Below are 20794 nucleotides of genomic sequence, written 5' to 3' on the forward strand. Positions count from 1 at the left end.
TACTTTTTTACCCACAAAAAATCCACTCTGTCAATAAGATAAAGTGGATTTGTTTTGTTGTTGAAAAAAGAGGTTATTTTTCTAGAATCAAATATTGCCAAGGTTTGAGTGTAAACACATCATCACCTTTTAAGGAGATTTTTTTACCTGAAAAAACTTCGGTGTAATCGCCTTTTAAATATTTTGAGTTCAATTTTACCGTTACCGGTTGATCACTATAATTAATTATTGGAATTACTCTGTCTTTGTCTTTGGTTCGTGAAAAGGAAATGACTTGTTCCATTTTATCGTTGTAAACCCTAACCATAACGCCACCTTCTTTACCATTCCACAAGGCATGATTGCGGTGTTTTAAATCGAATAGTTTTCGGAACAAACCTTCATAAGGCATTTTACTCCAATCTATTAAATCTTTTTCGAAAAAGGCAAGCGAGCGATCTAAACCGGCTTCTTGTCCGCCGTAAACCAATGACATTCCGTTAACGGTTCCGGTTAAAACTATGGAAGCTTCTAAGCCGTTGCCAAAATTAAAGACCATGTTTTTATTCCAAGAATTCATGTCATGGTTGTCGGTAAAAAGCATGCGGTAACCGTCACGCGGAAAAGTGCTTACATCGTGCGCCATGTATTCTACTAAACCGCCAATGCTTTTTTTGTCGCGGGTAACCGCTGCCATTTTATCCCAAAAAGTCCAGGAGTAAGTCATGTCAAAAGCTTTCTGATGCAAGTCTCTTGATTCCCATTCAGCCAACATGAAAACGGGTTTTACAGCATCCATTTCGGCTCGAGCATTGTTCCAAAAATCGGTAGGAATAAAACCGGCTGTATCACAGCGATAACCGTCGATATTGAAATCTTTCACCCAATACACTAAGGCTTCGGTCATATATTTACGAATGCCGGGATTGTCATAATCAAAGTCGATTACATCATCCCAATCATACCAAGGCGTGGGTTGAAAATTTCCTTCTTCGGTTTTGGTGTACCAATCCGGATGTTCTTTGGCCAACGGATTGTCCCAAGAAGAGTGATTGGCTACCCAATCTACAATGACATACATGCCCATACTGTGGATTTTGTCAACCAAGTGTTTGAAATCGGCTTTGGTGCCAAACTCCGGATTGATGCCGTAATAATCTTTCACCGAATAATAGCTTCCCAAAGTACCTTTTCTTTTTTCAACGCCTATCGGATGGATAGGCATGAGCCAAATAATGTCGATTCCCATTTTTTTTATTCTGGGCAAATGAGCTTCAAAAGCTTTGAAAGTACCTTCGGGTGTAAACTGTCGAATGTTGGCTTCATAAATCGTTGCATTTTTACTCCACTCAGGATGTTTAATTTCAACGAATTCTTTGGGTTGGTAACGTTCTTCAGTGGTTTCATCATTTTTTTCTTTTAAACAACTTACTAAAAGTAAACTGAGGACAAGAATTGAAATTTTATGAATTGATTTCATTTGCAAGGGTTTAGAAAACTAATGTAATAAAAAAAACCAAAACTTTGTTTTGGTTTATATAATTTTCTTGATTACTCGCAGTCGATGGGTATGTCGGTTTTGTTCCGCATTGTAAATCCCTAAATGGTCTAAGCGGTCAATTCTGACTTTACCACTAGCGTGAATGATGTAATTGTTTTCCATCATGATACCAACGTGTATAATCTTGCCTTCATCGTTGTCAAAGAAAGCTAAATCTCCGGGTTCACTTTCTTCAATAAAACTCAAAGCATCGCCTTGGGTAGATTGTTGAGATGCATCGCGCAGCAAATGATATCCGTTTAGTTTGTAAACCATTTGGGTAAATCCTGAGCAATCTATTCCAAACGGTGTTTTACCGCCCCAAAGATAGGGTGCGTTTAAGTATTGATAAGCAGTGGTAATTAAATCGGATTTAGATTTAACACCGCTGGTTTTCAAGCCTTCAAACTCAAAGCCTTCCGTATTGATTTCGCTGTGATTCAGAAAAGATAACGATGCGCCAAGCGGAATAGGCAAAAGCATATTTTTGGCATTGGTTACATATTCTACCAAATCCGCATTCAAAATAATAGCTTCTTTGGATAAATCGTTGAAGTTTTTTTCGGAAATGACTTGGTATTGTTTAGAATCAACCCATCCTTCATAATCGTCGTATTGGAGTTTGATTTTGGCCCATTGGTTTTGTCTTTCCAAAATTTCAAAATGCTCGCCAAACAAGACTTGTGAAACGATTTCGCTTCGATCACTCGGTTCGGCTCTGAGAGGAATTATGGCAAGGTTACAAATGGCAAACATCTAAGTCAATTATGAATTATAAATCATGAATTATGAATTAATCAAACCGTAATTCATAATTCATAATTCGTAATTTTTTTAAATTCTTTCTATTACTATGGCTGAAGCGCCACCGCCACCGTTACAGATAGCTGCAGCTCCGATTTTAGCATTGTTTTGTTCCAAAACGTTAATCAAAGTTACGATGATTCTCGCTCCCGAACAGCCTAGCGGATGTCCTAAAGAAACCGCTCCACCATTTACATTAATTTTATTGTTGTCTAAGCCTAAGATTTTTGCGTTAGCCAAACCAACTACTGCAAAGGCTTCGTTGAATTCGAAATAGTCTACATCAGCTACAGAAATTCCGGCTTTGTCTAAGGCTTTTGGTAAAGCTTTGGCCGGTGCAGTGGTAAACCATTTTGGTTCTTGAGCGGCATCCGCGTATGATTTGATGTAAGCTAATGGTTTTAATCCTAAAGTTTGTGCTTTCTCTTCACTCATTAAGACCAAAGCAGCAGCACCATCGTTGATGGTTGAAGCATTGGCAGCAGTTACCGTTCCGTCTTTAGTAAAGACAGGGTTTAAAGCCGGGATTTTATCTAATTTTACATTAGTAAATTCTTCATCTTTAGAAAAAACAATCGGTTCACCTCGACGTTGCGGAATTTCTACCGGAACGACTTCGTTGTCAAACTTGCCTTCAGACCAAGCTTTAGCCGAGCGCTCGTAAGATTGAATAGCAAAAGCATCTTGTTCTTCACGGCTGATTCCGTATTCTGAAGCACATAAATCGGCACAAACACCCATGGCGTTTCCGTCATAAGCATCGGTTAAACCATCTTTTTGCATGCCGTCGACCATAGTGGTTGGGCCAAATTTCACTCCGTTTCTCAAATGAACATAATGCGGAATCAAACTCATGTTTTCCATCCCTCCGGCTACTACAATTTCGGCATCACCGGTCATAATGGCTTGAGCTCCTTGCATTACGGCTTTCATACCGGAAGCACATACTTTATTTACGGTTGTCGTTGGAACGGTATTCGGTAATCCGGCAAAAATGGCAGCTTGGGTAGCAGGTGCCTGACCAACGCCGGCTTGTACTACGTTACCCATTAATACTTCATCTACTAGATTGGGATCTAGATTAATTTTATTCAAAGCACCTTTAATGGCAGCGGCACCTAATTGTGTTGCAGTAACAGTAGATAAACTCCCCATGAAACTTCCTATAGGTGTTCTTACAGCTGATACGATAACTACTTTTTTACTCATGATATTCTGTTGTTTGTTTGTATTGCAAAACTAATCTTTTCTTGGAAAATTAATGAATTTGTGTCATAATAAATGTTGATTTGAAGATAAATGGGAAAATGTTATTTCCTACTTGATTGAAAGAGAAGCGGTTTTAATTAAAATTTAAAAAAAGAAATGAAATAGTTGTAAATTATAGAATGATAAATTACATTTGCAACCGCTTAAAGAAAATGTTCTTTTACAGTATTGAAAATTTAGGAGAGGTGCCGGAGTGGTAACGGAGCAGATTGCTAATCTGTCGACGGGTAACCGTCGCCAGGGTTCGAGTCCCTGTCTCTCCGCTCTCGGGGTGTAGCGTAGCCCGGTTATCGCGCCTGGTTTGGGACCAGGAGGTCGCAGGTTCGAATCCTGCCACCCCGACAATTTTCAAGACATTTTCTTTGCATGGTCTCATAGCTCAGCTGGATAGAGCAACTGCCTTCTAAGCAGTAGGTCGAAGGTTCGAATCCTTCTGAGATCACGAATAAAACAAAAAACCAGAATAAAAAATCCAAGTTCACTTGAGTTTTTTATTCGGGTTTTTTGTTTTTCAAAGCGGAGCTTTGAAGGATGTTGCGCAGCAAAATCCTATTCGGTTTCTAGTTATTATCCAAGTTCACTTGAGTTTTTTATTCTGGTTTTTTGTTTTTCAAAGCGGAGCTTTGAAGGATGTTGCGCAGCAAAATCCTATTCGGTTTCTAGTTAATATCCAAGTTCACTTGAGTTTTTTATTCTGGTTTTTTGTTTTTCAAAGCGGAGCTTTGAAGGATGTTGCGCAGCAAAATCCTATTCTTAATTTACAAAATGAAGTTACTTTATTTCCTTTCCTTTGTAATAATTCACCAACAAATCCACAAACTTACTGTAACTGTCAATACCGTCTTCTTGTTGATTTGACTTTAAGTATTGGTCGTAAAAAGTGTGAAAAGCTTTGTCAATGAAGGTATCATATTGTTTCCAAAAGGCTTCGCTCTCCTGATAATTTTTGAGAATTCCTGGATTTATTTGTTGCTTCAAACGATTGAATTCTTTTTCGTTTTTCATTCCTATGTTCGACATACAATAACGCAGAGCACTGGATAAAGCCGAGTACTGACAATACAAATCATTATTTTTGAGTCCGGCTAAGAAACCGATAAAATTACATTCGCTTTCACTGCCATAACCTATTTGGTGTGCCATTTCGTGACAAACCACATTTGGAAAACCGTACATAGGCAACTTGTCATTGACTTGAGCTTCATTTGAAAACGGATTGAGATAGCCACCAAATCCCATATAAGTCAGAGGTAAACTCATTAAAGATTTCTTCCGACTTGGGATTTCGTAAGTGAACATTGGGTATTGTTTGGCCAAATTATCGTAGCCGTTTTGAGTCAATTTAAAAATACTGTCTTGGGTGTACGGATTGTTGACTTTTTTTAAGCTGTCTTTGGTTATGGCAAATTGAACGGCATTGGTTTTAATAATGAGTTTTTCGGTAAAAGAGACTAACGCTGCTTCCGTATATTCTCGTTTGATGGTCATTTTTTCAAATAACGGCACGCGATAATAATTGAATGCCCATAAAAAGTGAAACAAAAAATAGGCTACAGAGATAAAACTCAAAATTGTCCAAACTTTGTCTTTCCAGGGTTTCTTTCGATACTTGAAAAGCCAGTATATACAATAAAAAATCACTATTCCATAAAGAATATCGCCAACCGAAAAAGGAATTTTTCCCAACAGTGTACGTGAAAAATGTGAAATCCAAACATACAAGCTATTACTGTAAAAGCGCTCAACCGTTTCAGGAAAAAAAGCGAGAAGTTTAAGCAGTACTATCTGAATCAATAAAAATAAAGGAAGAATATGTTTGCGTTTCAAAGTATCTTTTTAAAATGTAAATATAATCACAATTCAATTTCTAAAGTAGTTAAACTTTGTAACTTTGCCAAGCTGAGTGACTGAGTCGCTGAGTCGCTGAGTAACTAAGTTATTTATCGGCTAATGACGAGACAAAACTCAGCTACTTAGTAACTCAATAACTTAGCAACTTAAAAAATAATATGAGCCAAGACATCAGAAACCTGGAACCCAAAGCCCTTTGGAACAAGTTTGCCGATTTAAATGCGGTACCGCGTCCATCCAAAAAAGAAGAGCGTGTAATTGAATTCATGAAAAACTTCGGAAACAGTTTAGGATTAGAAACTTTTGAAGATGATATCCGAAATGTAATTATCCGTAAGCCGGCAACTCCGGGTATGGAAAACCGCAAAACCGTTGTATTGCAAGGGCATTTAGATATGGTTCATCAAAAAAATAACGATACCAATTTCGACTTTTTAACGCAAGGTATCGATATGTATGTGGATGGCGATTGGGTTCGTGCCAAAGGAACTACTTTAGGTGCTGACAACGGTTTGGGTGTAGCCGCGATTATGGCTATTTTGGAAAGCAAAGACATTCCGCATCCTGCCATTGACGCCTTGTTTACCATAGATGAAGAAACCGGAATGACCGGTGCTTTGAACTTGAAAGGCGGCATTTTAAAAGGAGAAATTTTACTGAATTTAGATACCGAAGAAGATGACGAAATCGACATCGGTTGTGCCGGCGGTATTGACGTAACGGCGACCAGAAAGTATAACCAAGAAGAAACACCGGAAGGTTCTGTAGGTTACACCATCACTGTAAAGGGGTTGAATGGCGGACATTCGGGAATGGATATCAACAAAGGTTTGGGGAATGCCAATAAAATTATGAACCGTTTGTTGTTTGACGGATTTGAAAATTTTGGTTTACAAATAGCCGAGATTAATGGTGGTAGTTTGCGCAATGCGATTCCGCGTGAAAGTGTGGCCAAAGTGATTGTAGCCGGCATGTATGATGAGGCATTTGTGTTTGATATGCAGGAAATCATCAATGACATCAAAACCGAATACAAAACGACGGAACCTAATTTGACCATTGAAATTGTAAAAAGCGATTTGCCTTCGAAAGTAATGGATTTAGGTGTTCAGGAAGGTTTGTTGCGTTCGATTTATGCTGCTCATAACGGCGTATATCGTATGAGTGCCGATATGGAAGATTTGGTAGAAACCTCCAATAATATTGCCCGTGTGATTGTAAAAGACGGCGATATTTCAATCCAAAATTTAACGCGTTCCTCAGTGGAAACTTCTAAAATGGATTTGGCCAATGGTTTGCGTTCGGCGTATGAATTGTTTGGTTGCGAAGTCGAATTTGGCGGCAGTTATCCGGGTTGGACACCAAATGTGAATTCAGAAATCTTAGACGTTTTGGTCAATATTTACGAAAAACAAAACGGCGCCAAACCCAATGTAGTGGCTTGTCATGCCGGATTGGAATGTGGTATTTTAGGAACGAATTATCCGGGTATGGATATGATTTCTTTTGGACCAACCATTCACGGAGCACACAGTCCCGACGAAAGAGCTTCGATTAAATCTTCTCAAAAATTTTGGAAGTTTTTCTTGGAGATTTTGGCGAATATCCCGGAGAGAAAATAGAGTAGAGACTATAGGAAAAAGAACCTCGTTTAGCAATAGACGAGGTTTTTTAGTTTAGGGTTTTCCGGAACTCACTTGGGGTTATTCCGGTTTGTTTTTTAAATAGCCGCGTGAAATAAGAATAATTGTCAAATCCCAAATTATCAGCGACTTGATTTACGGTTTTTGAAGCATTGGTTAAAAGTCTTTTGGCTTCCAGAATGACTCTGTTTGTTATCAATTCGGTGACGGTTTGGTTTAAGATATCTTTGCAAATTCGGTTGAGATGCTTGAGTGTGATGTTCATTTTATCAGCATAAAATGATGGCGATTTTTGGGTTTGAAAGTATTGTTCCAAAAGCTGTTCTAACCGATGAATTTTGTAGTTGTAAGAATGCGTTTTATGATTCTCCGTTGAAAGATATTTTCGGGAGATTTCGATGTGGATGCAATCGAGTAAGTTCAATAATTTTTCTTCTTTTCTCTGAGTATTACTTTGGCTTTCGGTAACCATTAAATCAAAATAGGGCAGAAGTAGTTTCAATTCTTCTATTTCAAAAACAATTTCCGGTTGGTTCATTACTGATTGGTAAAATGGATAATCTTCTATTTTTTTGTTGCCAAAATAGAGGTTGTAAACTTCCTGTGAGTAAAAGAAAATATATCCTTCAATATCTGCAGACAATTGCCAATTATGGATTTGTCCCGGTTGGAGCACAAACAAACTTCCGGGTTTGATGTCGTATCGGGTGAAATCAATTTCGTGCGTGCCGTTACCATTCGTAAATAAAACCAGCAGGTAGAAGTTGTGCCGATGCGGTTTTTCAATAAAACTGTGTGCTTTCAAATGGTTTTTAAAAGTGTTGATGTACAACTCTTTTTTGCCCAAATCAGCTTTAAAATGATCAATATTGTAAATCGGATGTTTTTTCAAAATGTCTTTATTGTGCTATAATTAGCGAAGATACCAAACAATTGATAACTATCTCTGCTTTACCTTTGTCAAAAAAATAAATCATGTTAAATAGCTTGTATCATATTTTTCGAAATGAATGTCCCAATTGTCACAAAGGGAAAGTCTTTGCCGACAAGAGTTTCTTTTTTAGCTTTGGGTTTCCTAAAATGCATGAACACTGTAGTCACTGTAATTTTAAATTTGAAAAAGAACCGGGTTATTTTTTTGGTGCCATGTTTGTCAATTACGCTTTAACAGTTGGACAAGGCATCATCACTTATCTTATTGCGAGTCCGTTTTTTGACAAGACTTTCGATTTGAGAATCATCCCCATTATTGCAACGGTAATTATTTTGCTGAGTTGTTTTAATATTAGGCTTTCGCGGATGATTTGGATTTATATGTTTAAGAATTATTCGATGTAAAATAAAAAAGCTCCTAAATCGGGAGCTTTTTTGTATGCAAAAATGTTTTTAACAAATTAGAATCGCGCCATTATTCCGGCATTGATAGCAAAAGGATGTCCCGGACGCAAGCCGGCAGGAACTCTGGAAACAGCATATTTACTATCGAATAAGTTGATAATATTGCTCATCAAAGCTACTTTTTTTGTTAAGAAGTATTTAGCAGAAGCATCAAAGATAAAGTTACTGTCAACCTTGGCATTCGGAGCAATCTCTCCTTGACCGGCCAATGTCCTGAACGCATCTACATATTTACCACTGAGCGCAGCGTCCCATTTTTTATATTTAAAGCCTAAAGATAAAGCAAATTGATTCCTTGCGATATAAGGTATTTCATCGCCGTTGGTAACTGTTCCCCAAATTGGACTGTTGAAGTTGGATTGAAGTTTTGTATCAGTCAAAGTATAAGAAAAAGTCAGTGGAAGTTCAACGTTTTTGCTTTTTAGTAATTGATAAGAAGCTAGTAACTCAATTCCTTTTACGGTTGCTTTTCCGGCATTGAATAAATCACCGGTCCCGGAACCGCCCCCCGACATATTATCTGAGCCTTGTAAATTTGAAAACCCGTTATAGTAACCTATAAACTCCCCTGAGAAACGATTTTTATTAACACGAATACCAATTTCAGTGTTGAAACTGCTCTCTGCATCTTCTCCAACAGTTGTACCTGGAGGTGAGAAACCTTTGTGTGCACTTGCGAAGAAATTATATGAATCATTGTGTGAATATAAAATACCAAACCCCGGAATCCATACATCGGTTTTGTTTTCAGTTTCAACCAAATTGGCTCCGCTTCTTGTAATATCGTTGGTGCCATAATTTTGAGAAATTAGTTTAATGTTTTCATAACGAATACCGGGACTAAAAGTAAATTTGTCATAAGCTAAATTCCATAATGCATGTGCCGCAGTTGCTTTAGCAGTTACGATACGATTGGCGTCTGTTCCCGGTGTACCAAAAGCGGTTTGGATTAAGCTTCCATTCTGAATGGCATAGCCGTCAACCCATTGGAAACGATCTTCAAAATCTTCATGATAACGAATTCCGAAATCCAGTTCATTAGCAGTTTTTCCTAAATTGAATTTGTAATTCCCAACTGTTTGAATTCCTTTGGCTTCGTATTTTCTATTGTTGGCTTTTACGCCCAAAGCGTTGTCTACGGTGTTGTTTTGTCCGGTTATGGCTAAGTATTCCGCTTGAAAAGTATTTGGGTCTTCTAAAATAGTATTGATTGAAACTTTGGTTGAACCCAAACGAACATAATCCAGTTTGTACCAGTTTCTGGCGAAATCATTGCGGTATGCTTTTGTTGTAAAACTTAAACCTGCTGAAGGTTTGATTAAGTGTGTTAGCATGATTTGTTTGTGCTCAGTATCAATATAATCTTCATTAGAACCAACATATCTTCTGTATGGATTTGCCTCAAAGTCATTTTGTGTCAATCCTAAGTATGTTTCGTTAGACAAATCCTCTGAAAATTGTAATTTCATGGTTAAGGATTGGTATATTTTAGCATCCGGATTTGAATTGATTTTGAATTTTGCCACGTAGTCATTTCCACTAAAGCCGGTTTTTTTCGAACTGTTGTCAATAGTTTTAAATCCGTCAGAATTTCTATTATTATATTCAACTAAGTAACCAAAGTTTTTAAAACTATCACCCAAATTAACGTAAGTTTTTTTGGTGTTAAATTGTCCAACACTTCCTATGAAGTTTCCCGAAAGTCTACCTGGGATTTGAGATGAAACCATGTTAACGGCACCACCTGTAGTGTAAGGACCGTATTGAATTTGACTACCACCTTTCAAGATTTCAAAAGATTGCATGCGATTTACGGTAGGAAAATAATAAGCAGCGGGAGCGGCATAAGGAGCCGGGGCAATCAACACACCGTCTTCCATAACGGTGATTTTTTCGGTACGATTCGGACTGGTCCCGCGCATTCCAATATTAGGTCGCAAACCAAAACCTTCTTCTTCTTGTATAGAAACCCCCGGAACGGTTCTGAAGATTCTTGAAACATCATCGTAATTGAAAGTTTTTAACTCAGCCGGTGATATAAAATAGGTTGAACCGGCTCTGTTTTTGGCTTTAAATTTACTTCCTACTAATGCGTCAGTAGAAATGGCAATTTCGTCTAAGTTTAATGTGTCTTTTTGGGTTTTTTGTGCAAAACTAAGGTTAGATGCTGTAAATGTTAGGGCTAAAATGGAAATATATTTATACATTTATTTAGAATAATTTAAAATAATAGTGCAAAGATATATACGTGAAATCAAATAAAAAAGTTTATTTAGATTAAATATAAATAATTTTCAACAGCCTCAATTTAAAACTTTGATTTACTGAATTATAACATTAAAAAAAAAACTACTAAACTAATTTAGGTGTCTTTTATTTCTTTTTCCATGCCAAATTAGAAAGCCTGTGATAGGCAAACTCGCAATCAACAAACTAATCAAAAAGGCAAAAACTTTTCCCGGTAAACCTACTATAGCTCCGGTGTGGATGTCATAGTTCATACGGATTAGTTTGTCTGAAGCTGTAGCGTTAGCTAATTTTCCGTAAATGTGATTCACTTCTTTTTCCTGCAAAGTATATTGGTCAAAATAACGATAGTCTGTTTTCCAGTAAGTGCCTTTGTTTAAATTGGCGTTAGCAGCAATCGAACTGGTATCGGTTTCGGGTGGATGCACTTCAATCGATTGGGCATTGGGATAGTCTTTTTGCATGAGGAACCACACTTTATCCAGCGGTTTCTCAACTGCGGTCATCGATATTTCTTTTTTAGAAATAGGATCTCCATAAACTAGCGATTTTTCGCCGCCGATTAAAGTATAATAGCTGTAAGCAAACCACGGAAATCCCCAAACCAATCCTGTAATGGCGAATATCAAAGCGATAGCCATCACGTAAAATCCGGTAATATTGTGCAAATCGTAGTTTTTGCGCTTCCATTTTATCCCATCTTTCCAGCGAAACCAAAAGCGTTGTTTGGCGGCTTTTTTGTTTTTAGGATACCAAAGAATCAAGCCTGTAATTAACATTAACAGAAAGATTAAGGTTGCCGAAGCAATTACTGTTTGCCCGATTTCATGTGGCAACCAAAGGTAAAAATGACCGTCCAAAACCCATCGAAAAAAGCCCGAATACATATTGGCAACTTCCAAAATTTCTCCGGTGTACGGATTGAGGTAAATGATGTTGTAATAATCGTTTTGTTTATTTTGGTCGTCGTGACTGAAAAAGATGGCTTCTGCCGACTGACTCTGACCATTGTATTTGATGGCGTGGAGCGATTGCTGCGGCAATTCGGCACGGGCTATTTTTTCTAACTCAGACGGTAGGAGGAACGCCTTGTTTTGTTTTTCCACAAAGCGATACTTCTCGGTGATGTTCTGAATTTCTTCCTGAAAGGCATACAAACAGCCGGTTATGGCGATGATAAAAACAATACTGCCGGAAGCCAATCCCAACCAAAGATGGATATTTCTGATGATTTTTTTAAAGCCTACTTTTTTCATTGACTAAGATTAAAAACTCCTCACCGAAATGAGGAGTTCATTAAACAAACAAAAACCAAATTTTAATAAGGATTAAAATTTATACGTTAATCCGGCGGTTAAACTTCTCAAACGTTGCGGTGTAACGGTTGACCAACCGGTATAATATTTTTCGTTGAACAAATTGTTCACTTTTAAAGTAATGTTGAATTTATCGTTGTTATAGGATAGCGCCGAGTTCAAGATAGTGTAATCCGGTAAGGCAAAAGTCCCGATATTGGATCTGTTCAAAGTTTTGTGCTCGCTCGCATGGTTCCCGCCGATTCCCAAACCAAAACCTTTCAATTTTCCTTCAGTAAAGAAGTAATTGGCCCACAAATTTACTAAGGTTTTCGGACCGGCTTCTTCCGGACGTAAGCCTAAATAGCCGCTATCGGTATTGTCTTTAGTTACTTCGCTGTCATTGTAACTGTAACCACCGATAATGTTGAAACCTTTAATTGGGTTTACCGTTACACTCAATTCTACTCCTTTACTTTCTACTTCACCACCTTGTACAGAAGCATTCGGATTAGTAGCATCGGCCATTAGTCGATTTTTAACGTTGATGTCGTAATAGCTTAGGGAAGCGGAAATAATTTCTTTGTACAAATTGGTTTTCAAACCGAATTCGTATTGGTTGGCTTGTTCCGGATCGAAAGTAGTGGCTACAGTATTGGTTGGTCCGTCAGCTCTTTGTCCGGGTTCGATATTTTTAAAACCATTCATGTAATTCCCGAAAACCGACACTTTGTTTTCAATAATTTGATACACGGCTCCGAATTTGGGTGAAACTGCAATCTGACTTTTCACTTCCTCAGCTGCATAAGCTGAAGTTTTACCTCTGAATTCATCCACACGCAAACTCGCCATTACCGATAGTTTATTGGTAATATTGATAACATCTGATACATAAGCACTCACCACTTGCGATTCGGTATCCGAATTAGGTTCAAAACTTCCGGCCAATAAGTTGTCGATACCGGCTTGAGTCAAATTGGCTGCACCCGAATCAGTTTGGTTGACCAAAGAAATCGTTCCGGCGCCTACCCAGTTATTACTGGCGTTTAGAATATTTTGAGCGTAAAAATCCACACCAATAACCATTCGGTTTCTCAAACCGCCAATTTTGAAATCACCAATAAAATTTTGCTGAATGTCGGTGCCTAAGGTTTGCCCGTTTCTTTTAGAAATATATCGGGTAAATTCATCACCGTTGGCCGAATCCCATAAATAGGAGTAATACCCATCGGTTTTGCTGTTGCTTCTGGATAAAACGGTTTGCGAAGTCCAGTTGTCCGACAATTTGTAAAGCATTTGCGCTTGTAAATTGAAGGTCGGATTGCTGATTGTCAATTCGTTTGAAGTGTATGATTTTTTATAATTCTGTTCGAATAAGTCGATTGAACTGAATGATAGAGGTGAGTAACGACTCAAGAAAATCATGGGTGCATTGGCCGAAGTTCTGTTGGTGAATTCCGTATTAATTAAAAATGATAGCTTATCGTTTACCTTATAGCTTAATGATGGCGCTACGAAAATGGATTTAGAAAATCCGGCATCTTGAAAAGAGTTTTCGTTTTGGTAAGCCGAAGTAATGCGCACTGCAACATCTTTATTCAGAGGCACATTGACATCGGCTGTAATGCGGTCCATACCGTAAGTTCCGGCATTGTAGCCGATTTCACCGGTGAAGTTTTGGTGCGGTTTTTTAGTTACGATATTGATTAAACCACCGTAAGAAATTAAACTGCTGCCAAATAAAGTTCCCGACGGACCTTTGATGATTTCGATATTGTCGACATTAATCGGGTCGATGCTTCCATTATTGATGCCCGGCAATCCGTTCACCATAGTAGGCTGTACCGAAAATCCTCTCAAGGTGTAAAATTCGGCACCATCGCCGCCACGACCGGTGGATTCCCAAAGACGAGTTACTCCGGTGGCATTTTTCAAAGCGTCGTTAAAGTTGGTGACTACTTGTTCTTTCAGCAATTCGCTCGTAACGGTATTGTACACTTGCGGATTCTCGATGTTGTTGAGAGGCATTTTGGAGACTGTTGTGCTTTTCTCTCTCTTGTACTTGTATTTGTTGGTGTTGATTTCAACTTCTTTTAAAGCATTGATGGTATCTTTTTTGGTTTCTTGTCCAAAAGATGCCATCGACACTAAAAAAGCAGTAGCTAGGATTGTTATCTCTTTCATTCTTATTTAGATTAAATTAAAATAATATTGCAAATCTATAAAGTTGAAAACAAACAACAAAACTTATTTAGACTAAATATAAATAATAATTTTTATCCGTTTGATTTACTTGGTTTTAAGCATAAAAAAATCTCGCGGATTAGGCGAGATTTTGGGTGTTTTATTAAGAATAATTGGGTTATTTTTTTTGCATAGGATAGCTTTCAGTACTGGTTTTACCTTGTTGTTTTCCGGTAATAGTGGCGATTAACGATTTATCGTTTACTTTTTTATACACAATTTTTTGAGGATAATCGTGTTTCGGATTTTCGAAGGAGAAAACATTTTCAACTTCTGAAGTGAGTTTGAAATCTACCGGCTCGTCGTTGTTTTGTCCTTTTACAGTTGGGCGATAAATCAAGTCATCATTAACTTGGGTCAACACTATACTTTCGTTGTGTACTGTGTCTTTTTTATTGATGATAAAATAGGTTTGACCCAAAAAAGTACTGTCATTAGTTTTGCTCCAAGTTTCGGTTAAATAACCTTCCGGAGTTGTATTTTCCCATTGGCCAATAAGCCAATTCATTTTTTCGAGTTTTTCAAATTGTTTGTCGGATTTGTTTTGGCAACTCACCAATAGGGTTAAAGAGGCTATCAATAAAAATGGTTTTATAACTTTCATTCGTTTTTTCTTTAGGGTATAAAAGTAATTAAAATACATTTAAACCAACAGAAAATAAATTTAAACCGGACTAGTTTTTATCGTCATAACTGGGAAAAAAGGGAATTTTATTCCTGATAGCATTGAAACGCTTATCTGTAGGATACCTTCTGTTTGAAGTGATGTTGTTAAAAAATAAAGCCACAAATATCAGAATTAAAGTACCTATGAATACCGGTGATAATACATACCAATAGCCCAAGTTTTTAAGTTCAGCCGAACCGGTTACTGCAATCAGGGCTGTAGCACCACCGGGCGGATGTAATGTTTTGGTGATTTGCATCATAACAATGGATAACGACACTGCTAAAGGCGCTGTAATCCACAAAACGTCGGGGGCTAATTTTTGTACAGTTACTCCAATAAGAGCCGAAACTAAATGACCGCCAATCAAATTGCGCGGTTGAGCCAGCGGACTGTTTATTAAGCCATAAACCAAAACACTTGAGGCGCCAAAAGAACCAATCAGATAAACAACATCACTGTCGGGTAAGGTTTGGGATTGCAAATAAGCAATGATACCAATTCCGATAAACGAACCGATAAAAGCCCAAAAATGTTCTTTGGCATCTATTAGTGTTTCTCGGTACAGAATATAACGTGTTTTTCGATAACTTCTTCTAATCTTTTTTATCGGCATAACTTTAATTATTGAGTAGCGGAATAATTATAAACATTGTAAGGAAAAACCATCTTGGCCGCGTATTTTGCTACAAAACAAACCAGCAATAAGGGAAAAAACAAGGTGTAATCAGCAATCATGCCGCACACCAAAAATAAAGCCGTAAAAGGCGCATGGATACTGGCACTCAGTACAGCAGACATTCCCAAAATCACAAAATTAATCACAATGACATCAGTAGCGAAAAAAGTGTTCAAAAGGGTTGCGGTTAAAAATCCCAAAAAGGCACCTATAAATAAACTAGGTGCAAATACGCCGCCGTCGCCTCCGGCCACTAATGTGGCTGATGTAATTAACGGTTTTAAAAGGATAATGCCAATTAATGTTAGTGTCGAAGTAATGACCTGACCGGATTCTGAAAAAATTGATTCTATCGCATGATAACCATCGCCATACAATTCCGGATAAAGTATTAAACAGATACTGAGTATAACACCGCCGAAAAGTATTTTTTGCCAATGCGATTGTTGACGGAATAGCGATTTAAAAAACAATACCGATTTGGTTAAATACACCGAATGCAAACCGGCCAATAATCCCAATACAATAAAATACGGAATCGCTTTCAAATGCCAAGTGGTGATGGCTACGTGAAATAAAGGTTTTTCATCCAGTATCGATAAAATAGCCAAGGCAACCATCAAAGCAATTCCATTTGTTGTAATGAAAACCCGATTGATCTTTTTGGTAATCACTTCCGCAGAAAATAAGAGGCCGGCTATCGGACTGCCGAAAAGAATCGTAATACCGGCGGTAATTCCGGCACAAATGAGTTCGGTTTTGTATCGGCTTAAAACTTTTTCTTTGCGTTGGGCTGTATTGCCAATCGCAGCCGTGGCTACAACCGTAGAAACTTCTATTCCTGTAGAACCACCAAAGACAACCGTCAACAGTCCGTTTATAAAATGAGAAGGGATTTTATACAACGGTAAATTTTTGGATTTTGATTGGGTAACATCAAAAATTTCAGTAATGCCTTTATTAGCTTTTTGCTTAAACAAATACTGACGTAGGAAATAGATAAGTGTCAGACCGATAGTTGGAAAGAATAACAAGTATATCCAATTTCCCTCCGCTTTCAAAAAGAAGGCTTTTTCAAAATACTCGGTAGATTGTTTTAAGGAAATCGCTAAAAAGGAAGAGAGCAATCCAATTAAAAGGGCAGCTATTAATAGTTTGCTGATGATAATAAGGGTAAAGTTTGCTTTGGTTTTTGAAAATGAATTCATCCGAAAAAGTGTATTTCGCAAAGATAACTAAGCACAAGGACAATTTCTGTAACCGTAGTCTTAAGACTATCCTAAAAATCGAAATAGTAAAAGAAAAAAATCAAACGGTTTTTACTATTTTTGCATTCCAAAACAGAAAGACAATCCAATGTTAGAGAGATTACAATATGTAAAACAGCGCTTCGACGAGATTTCGGATTTGATTATTCAGCCCGATGTAATTGCCGATCAAAAGCGTTACGTACAGTTAAATCAGGAATACAAAACCTTGAAAGCCCTTATGGATAAACGTGAGGAGCTGATCAACGTGACCGGAAATATAGATGAAGCCAACGAAATTATAGCCGATGGCTCGGATGCCGAAATGGTAGAAATGGCTAAAATGCAGTTGGATGAAGCCAAAGAGCGTTTGCCGCAATTGGAAGAAGAAATCAAGTTCATGCTTATCCCGAAAGATCCGGAAGACGCCAAGAACGTGATGGTGGAAATTCGTGCCGGTACCGGTGGTGATGAAGCTTCCATTTTTGCGGGTGACTTGTACCGTATGTACACCAAATACTGTGAAGGTCGCGGTTGGAGAACTTCGGTGGTCGACATGAACGAAGGAACTTCCGGCGGTTTTAAAGAGGTGATTTTTGAAGTGACCGGAGAAGACGTTTACGGAACCTTGAAATTCGAAGCCGGTGTTCACCGCGTGCAACGCGTACCGCAAACGGAAACCCAAGGAAGAGTTCATACTTCAGCAGCCACCGTTATGGTGTTGCCGGAAGCCGAAGAATTCGACGTGCAAATCGACATGAACGATGTGCGTATCGACTTTTTCTGTTCCTCAGGACCGGGCGGACAATCGGTAAATACTACCAAATCGGCCGTGCGTATGACGCATATTCCTACCGGATTGGTAGCCCAATGTCAGGACGAAAAATCACAACATAAAAACAAAGACAAAGCTTTAACCGTATTGCGTTCGCGTTTGTACGAAATGGAATTGGCCAAAAAGCAAGAGGAAGATGCTAAAAAGCGTAACTCTCAAGTAAGTAGTGGTGACCGTTCGGCCAAAATCCGCACCTACAATTATGCGCAAGGTAGAATTACCGACCACAGAATTGGGTTGAGTATTTTTGACCTAGACGGCTTTATGAATGGTAACCTTCAAAAAATGATTGACGAACTTCAATTGGTTGCCAATACTGAAAAATTAAAAGAAAGTGAAGTTTTCTAATAATAAAAAAAGGCTAACATTTCGTTAGCCTTTTTTTTATATTATTTACAACCTAAATCCATAGGCAATTCTCAAAGCAATTAACCCCAAGCCTTTGTCTTCAGTATTGTTTTCTATAATCGGAAAATCACTGTGGTAATCGTAACGCAAACTTAAGTCAATGGTTTCTGTTGCATAACCAATACCCGGACTTACCAATAATGAGGTTTTGTCATAACCATTAGTAACCGCAAAAGCAGCTCCGACTTCCCCTAATAAATACAGTTTGTCTTTTAAGACAAAAGCTTTAAATCCGCCTTTCAAAGGAATGTAACCCAAGTCATTGTTTTTTCCGCTGACGAAAAAGTTACTGAAACCTGTAGTTAAGGTTAATGAGTATCTTTTAGACAAATCGTATTGAAGTCTGACATCGGCACCAAGATTATAATCATAAGGATCTTGTAACGGAAGACCGCCGTTTAGACCAAAACCCAAACGGAAACCTTGGTCATAGTTTTTGGTTGGTGCTTCTTGGGCAAAGGTTGTAAACGTTCCAAAAAGACACAACGCTACAACAAAATTCACGGAATTTCTAACAATAGATTTCATGGTATTGAATTTAAATAAATGTTTGCGTCGTTTTCTACCTATATCTCTTTTCCTTTTATGATTCTTAGTAAGATAGCAATTACTGCAATGACCAATAGGATATGGATGATGGAACCTACATTATAAACCAGGAAACCCAAAAACCAAAGTATCACTAAAACTACCGCTATGGTATATAATAAATTTTGCATGGTGATGTGTTTATGAATTAAAAATTTGGTTTGCCAATAAGGCTTTACCGATGCTACAAAGTTGCAATCGTTTGGCTGTTTTTGTGTTACAACAATTTTTTAAATTGTTATAAAATTTCCATTAGAGACAAAAAAATCCTGCGTAAAAACAGGATTCAGATTTTTAGTATCTAATGTTTTAGCAGTCTTCAGAGAGATAGATGGTAAAGATTGAACCCTCATTTGGTTTACCCTCGGCAAAGATGAAGCCTTTGTGGTTTTCGACAATTTTTTTACAAATTGCCAATCCTATACCGGTTCCGGCATATTCATTTTTGTTGTGTAGACGATTGAAAAGAATAAATATTTTCTCGGCATATTCTTGTTCAAAGCCAATACCGTTATCTTCAAAAGTGATTTTATAAAATTTGGCTTTGGTGTTTTTGGGAAGCTGCGGTTCTTCAAAAGCGGATACTCGTTTACAAGATATTTTAATTTTCGGCACCACATTTTCTCTGCTATATTTGAGTGAGTTTCCTATTAAATTGATAAATAACTGTTGTATTTGAAACGGAATGACCGTCATTTTTGGTAACTCTTCGTTTTGAATTACTGCATTTTTTTCTTCAATAGATTGGGCCAAATCAAATTTGGCATTCTCCAGCAATTCATTTAAACTAACTTTTTCAAAAACTTTTTCTGTTTTGTTGGCTCTGGAGTATTGTAACAAATCATCAATAAGAATTCTCATTCTGTCTACTGAGGAATGAATTCGGGTAATGTATTCTTTTCCGTTTTCAGAGAGTTTGTCATACTCTTTGTCGGAAAGGCGGGAAATAAAGGTTTGAATTTTGCGCAAAGGTTCTTGTAAATCGTGACTTGCCACATAGTTAAAAGCCAAAAGTTCTTTATTGCTCGCTTCCAATTCGATATTTTGTTGTTCCAAGGACAAGGAAGCCAAAACTTCTTCAGTTACATCACTAGTTGTTCCTATCAAAAGTTTATGCCCTGATTTGTTGGTTACAATTCTTCCGGTAGTTCTGAAATAGCGCAGTTTCTTATCTTTTCTGATAATTCTGTAGGTAAAAGAAGGAAGATTATCGTTTTCAAGTTCTTTTGAATTTATTCCTTCAAAATAGGATTTGTCTTCTGGATGAACATATTTAAGAAAATCGGCTTGGCCGTTTTTAAACGATTGAGGTTCGCAACCTAACAAGCGATAAATATTATCGGAAAAGGTATAGTCATCAGTGTCAATATTGAGTTGCCAACTCCCGAAATTACCAACTATTTCTGCCAAACTGCTCGATTCGTTGAGCACGGTCAAACGGTTATTGGCCACTTGCATTTTTTCTAAATCGCGATTGATTCTGATGTAAGAAATGGAAATCAGTACTAAGGTAATAAGCAAGGTGATGTAGATGAATATAGGAGTGACTTTGATAGTGTCTTTATAGCTTAATTCTCTTGATTTGAGGTTTTTTTTCTCCAAAAGAATCATGACGTTGATTTGATTGCGAACACTGTCCATGGTTCCTTTACCTACCAAAAGTTTTTCTTTTAACTCCTTGTCATTTAGAGATTTTTTGAAGGAAAGATGTAATGCTGCCGAAAGGTAATTTTGTCTTTTATTGATGTAGAATTCTAATTTTCTCAAGTTATTTTCCTGAGCCGGATCGTTTTGAGAATAACTTTTTATGATATCAAGCGATTTGTCAATTCTTTCTTTAGCGTTGACATAGGGTTCTAAAAAAGTTGAATCTTTGGTAATCAAAAAACCGCGTTGACCGGTTTCGGAATCTTTTAAATAAGAAAATAAACGCTCCAGTTCCAGGTTGACATCATAAGAATGATTCACCCATTTGGAGGAATTGTTCAACAAATTGATGTGCTTAAAAGTAACGGCGGAAATAAAAAAAATAGCAAAAATTGAAACTACAAAAATGCTTTTAAGAAAAATAGGCGATTTGTAAAAGGCATTTAGTTTCAT

At 37.5% G+C, this 20794-nt stretch carries 17 protein-coding genes and 3 tRNA genes; 6 read left to right on the forward strand and 14 right to left on the reverse strand.

The features are described from left to right. Nucleotides 1-73: 73 nt before the first annotated feature. From P7V56_RS07980 to P7V56_RS07990, 3 genes are all read right to left on the reverse strand, one after another. Complete coding sequence (locus P7V56_RS07980; protein ID WP_171223162.1) at nt 74-1459, reverse strand: alpha-amylase family glycosyl hydrolase; 1386 nt, start codon at nt 1457-1459, stop codon at nt 74-76. A gap of 54 nt (nt 1460-1513) precedes the next feature. Next, the gene (locus tag P7V56_RS07985; RefSeq protein WP_171223161.1) at nt 1514-2275 is read right to left on the reverse strand and encodes a C40 family peptidase; all 762 of its coding nucleotides are present in this window, start codon (nt 2273-2275) and stop codon (nt 1514-1516) included. Nucleotides 2276-2353: 78 nt separating this feature from the next. Beyond that, on the reverse strand, nt 2354-3532 hold the full coding sequence (locus tag P7V56_RS07990; protein WP_171223160.1) for an acetyl-CoA C-acyltransferase: 1179 nt from the start codon (nt 3530-3532) through the stop codon (nt 2354-2356). Nucleotides 3533-3771: 239 nt separating this feature from the next. Between P7V56_RS07990 and P7V56_RS07995 the strand changes: the two genes are divergently transcribed. From P7V56_RS07995 to P7V56_RS08005, 3 genes are all read left to right on the forward strand, one after another. Next, a tRNA-Ser gene (locus P7V56_RS07995) sits at nt 3772-3855 on the forward strand. A 4-nt stretch (nt 3856-3859) separates the two neighbouring features. Continuing rightward, a tRNA-Pro gene (locus tag P7V56_RS08000) sits at nt 3860-3934 on the forward strand. A 26-nt stretch (nt 3935-3960) separates the two neighbouring features. Next, nucleotides 3961-4034: transfer RNA gene (locus P7V56_RS08005), tRNA-Arg, on the forward strand. 329 nt (nt 4035-4363) lie between these two features. Here P7V56_RS08005 and P7V56_RS08010 read toward each other — a convergent pair. Beyond that, on the reverse strand, nt 4364-5314 hold the full coding sequence (locus P7V56_RS08010; RefSeq protein ID WP_370529621.1) for a DUF3810 domain-containing protein: 951 nt from the start codon (nt 5312-5314) through the stop codon (nt 4364-4366). A gap of 287 nt (nt 5315-5601) precedes the next feature. On the opposite strand from P7V56_RS08010, the gene P7V56_RS08015 reads away from it, so the two are divergent. Next, the gene (locus P7V56_RS08015) at nt 5602-7065 is read left to right on the forward strand and encodes an aminoacyl-histidine dipeptidase (protein ID WP_171223158.1); all 1464 of its coding nucleotides are present in this window, start codon (nt 5602-5604) and stop codon (nt 7063-7065) included. A 49-nt stretch (nt 7066-7114) separates the two neighbouring features. On the opposite strand, the gene P7V56_RS08020 is transcribed toward P7V56_RS08015, so the two are convergent. Next, the gene (locus P7V56_RS08020; RefSeq protein ID WP_171223157.1) at nt 7115-7978 is read right to left on the reverse strand and encodes an AraC family transcriptional regulator; all 864 of its coding nucleotides are present in this window, start codon (nt 7976-7978) and stop codon (nt 7115-7117) included. A gap of 83 nt (nt 7979-8061) precedes the next feature. On the opposite strand from P7V56_RS08020, the gene P7V56_RS08025 reads away from it, so the two are divergent. After that, complete coding sequence (locus P7V56_RS08025) at nt 8062-8424, forward strand: DUF983 domain-containing protein (RefSeq protein ID WP_171223156.1); 363 nt, start codon at nt 8062-8064, stop codon at nt 8422-8424. A 56-nt stretch (nt 8425-8480) separates the two neighbouring features. On the opposite strand, the gene P7V56_RS08030 is transcribed toward P7V56_RS08025, so the two are convergent. The 6 genes from P7V56_RS08030 to P7V56_RS08055 all read right to left on the reverse strand — a co-directional run bounded on the left by P7V56_RS08030 (nt 8481) and on the right by P7V56_RS08055 (nt 16824). Further along, nucleotides 8481-10691 carry a TonB-dependent receptor family protein gene (locus tag P7V56_RS08030; RefSeq protein ID WP_171223155.1) on the reverse strand — a complete coding sequence of 737 codons (2211 nt, stop codon included), beginning with the start codon at nt 10689-10691 and terminating at the stop codon, nt 8481-8483. Between the two features lie 150 nt (nt 10692-10841). Beyond that, nucleotides 10842-11987 (reverse strand): PepSY-associated TM helix domain-containing protein, encoded by a 1146-nt coding sequence (locus P7V56_RS08035; RefSeq protein ID WP_171223154.1) that lies wholly within the window; start codon nt 11985-11987, stop codon nt 10842-10844. A gap of 72 nt (nt 11988-12059) precedes the next feature. Beyond that, a complete protein-coding gene (locus P7V56_RS08040) occupies nt 12060-14210 on the reverse strand; it encodes a TonB-dependent siderophore receptor (protein WP_262887780.1) in 2151 nt (716 codons plus the stop codon). Between the two features lie 178 nt (nt 14211-14388). Then, nucleotides 14389-14874: a DUF6265 family protein gene (locus P7V56_RS08045; RefSeq protein ID WP_171223153.1), complete on the reverse strand. Its 486-nt coding sequence runs from the start codon at nt 14872-14874 to the stop codon at nt 14389-14391. A 70-nt stretch (nt 14875-14944) separates the two neighbouring features. Next, nucleotides 14945-15553: an HPP family protein gene (locus P7V56_RS08050; RefSeq protein WP_171223152.1), complete on the reverse strand. Its 609-nt coding sequence runs from the start codon at nt 15551-15553 to the stop codon at nt 14945-14947. 8 nt (nt 15554-15561) lie between these two features. After that, entirely contained in the window at nt 15562-16824 is a 1263-nt protein-coding gene (locus tag P7V56_RS08055; RefSeq protein WP_171223151.1) for a chloride channel protein, read from the reverse strand. Nucleotides 16825-16972: 148 nt separating this feature from the next. On the opposite strand from P7V56_RS08055, the gene prfA reads away from it, so the two are divergent. Next, nucleotides 16973-18046 carry a peptide chain release factor 1 gene (gene prfA, locus P7V56_RS08060; RefSeq protein ID WP_171223150.1) on the forward strand — a complete coding sequence of 358 codons (1074 nt, stop codon included), beginning with the start codon at nt 16973-16975 and terminating at the stop codon, nt 18044-18046. Nucleotides 18047-18091: 45 nt separating this feature from the next. Here the strand turns inward: prfA and P7V56_RS08065 are convergent, their stop codons facing one another. The 3 genes from P7V56_RS08065 to P7V56_RS08075 all read right to left on the reverse strand — a co-directional run bounded on the left by P7V56_RS08065 (nt 18092) and on the right by P7V56_RS08075 (nt 20794). Beyond that, nucleotides 18092-18634, reverse strand: a complete 543-nt coding sequence (locus tag P7V56_RS08065; protein WP_240976699.1) for a hypothetical protein — start codon at nt 18632-18634, stop codon at nt 18092-18094. Between the two features lie 38 nt (nt 18635-18672). Continuing rightward, nucleotides 18673-18825: a lmo0937 family membrane protein gene (locus tag P7V56_RS08070; RefSeq protein WP_171223149.1), complete on the reverse strand. Its 153-nt coding sequence runs from the start codon at nt 18823-18825 to the stop codon at nt 18673-18675. A gap of 178 nt (nt 18826-19003) precedes the next feature. After that, entirely contained in the window at nt 19004-20794 is a 1791-nt protein-coding gene (locus P7V56_RS08075; RefSeq protein ID WP_171223148.1) for a sensor histidine kinase, read from the reverse strand.

The organism is Flavobacterium sp. IMCC34852, assembly GCF_030643905.1.
GTDB classification, from domain to species: Bacteria; Bacteroidota; Bacteroidia; order Flavobacteriales; family Flavobacteriaceae; genus Flavobacterium; species Flavobacterium rivulicola.

Excerpts from the sequence above, each read along its gene's own strand:
- P7V56_RS07990 (WP_171223160.1), bottom strand. The coding sequence starts at position 3,532 with ATGAGTAAAAAAGTAGTTATCGTATCAGCTGTAAGAACACCTATAGGA.
- P7V56_RS07985 (WP_171223161.1), bottom strand. The coding sequence starts at position 2,275 with ATGTTTGCCATTTGTAACCTTGCCATAATTCCTCTCAGAGCCGAACCG.
- P7V56_RS08015 (WP_171223158.1), top strand. The coding sequence starts at position 5,602 with ATGAGCCAAGACATCAGAAACCTGGAACCCAAAGCCCTTTGGAACAAG.
- P7V56_RS08070 (WP_171223149.1), bottom strand. The coding sequence starts at position 18,825 with ATGCAAAATTTATTATATACCATAGCGGTAGTTTTAGTGATACTTTGG.
- P7V56_RS08075 (WP_171223148.1), bottom strand. The coding sequence starts at position 20,794 with ATGAAACTAAATGCCTTTTACAAATCGCCTATTTTTCTTAAAAGCATT.
- P7V56_RS08065 (WP_240976699.1), bottom strand. The coding sequence starts at position 18,634 with ATGAAATCTATTGTTAGAAATTCCGTGAATTTTGTTGTAGCGTTGTGT.
- P7V56_RS08040 (WP_262887780.1), bottom strand. The coding sequence starts at position 14,210 with ATGAAAGAGATAACAATCCTAGCTACTGCTTTTTTAGTGTCGATGGCA.
- P7V56_RS07980 (WP_171223162.1), bottom strand. The coding sequence starts at position 1,459 with ATGAAATCAATTCATAAAATTTCAATTCTTGTCCTCAGTTTACTTTTA.
- P7V56_RS08025 (WP_171223156.1), top strand. The coding sequence starts at position 8,062 with ATGTTAAATAGCTTGTATCATATTTTTCGAAATGAATGTCCCAATTGT.
- P7V56_RS08035 (WP_171223154.1), bottom strand. The coding sequence starts at position 11,987 with ATGAAAAAAGTAGGCTTTAAAAAAATCATCAGAAATATCCATCTTTGG.
- P7V56_RS08050 (WP_171223152.1), bottom strand. The coding sequence starts at position 15,553 with ATGCCGATAAAAAAGATTAGAAGAAGTTATCGAAAAACACGTTATATT.
- P7V56_RS08055 (WP_171223151.1), bottom strand. The coding sequence starts at position 16,824 with ATGAATTCATTTTCAAAAACCAAAGCAAACTTTACCCTTATTATCATC.
- prfA (WP_171223150.1), top strand. The coding sequence starts at position 16,973 with ATGTTAGAGAGATTACAATATGTAAAACAGCGCTTCGACGAGATTTCG.
- P7V56_RS08030 (WP_171223155.1), bottom strand. The coding sequence starts at position 10,691 with ATGTATAAATATATTTCCATTTTAGCCCTAACATTTACAGCATCTAAC.
- P7V56_RS08045 (WP_171223153.1), bottom strand. The coding sequence starts at position 14,874 with ATGAAAGTTATAAAACCATTTTTATTGATAGCCTCTTTAACCCTATTG.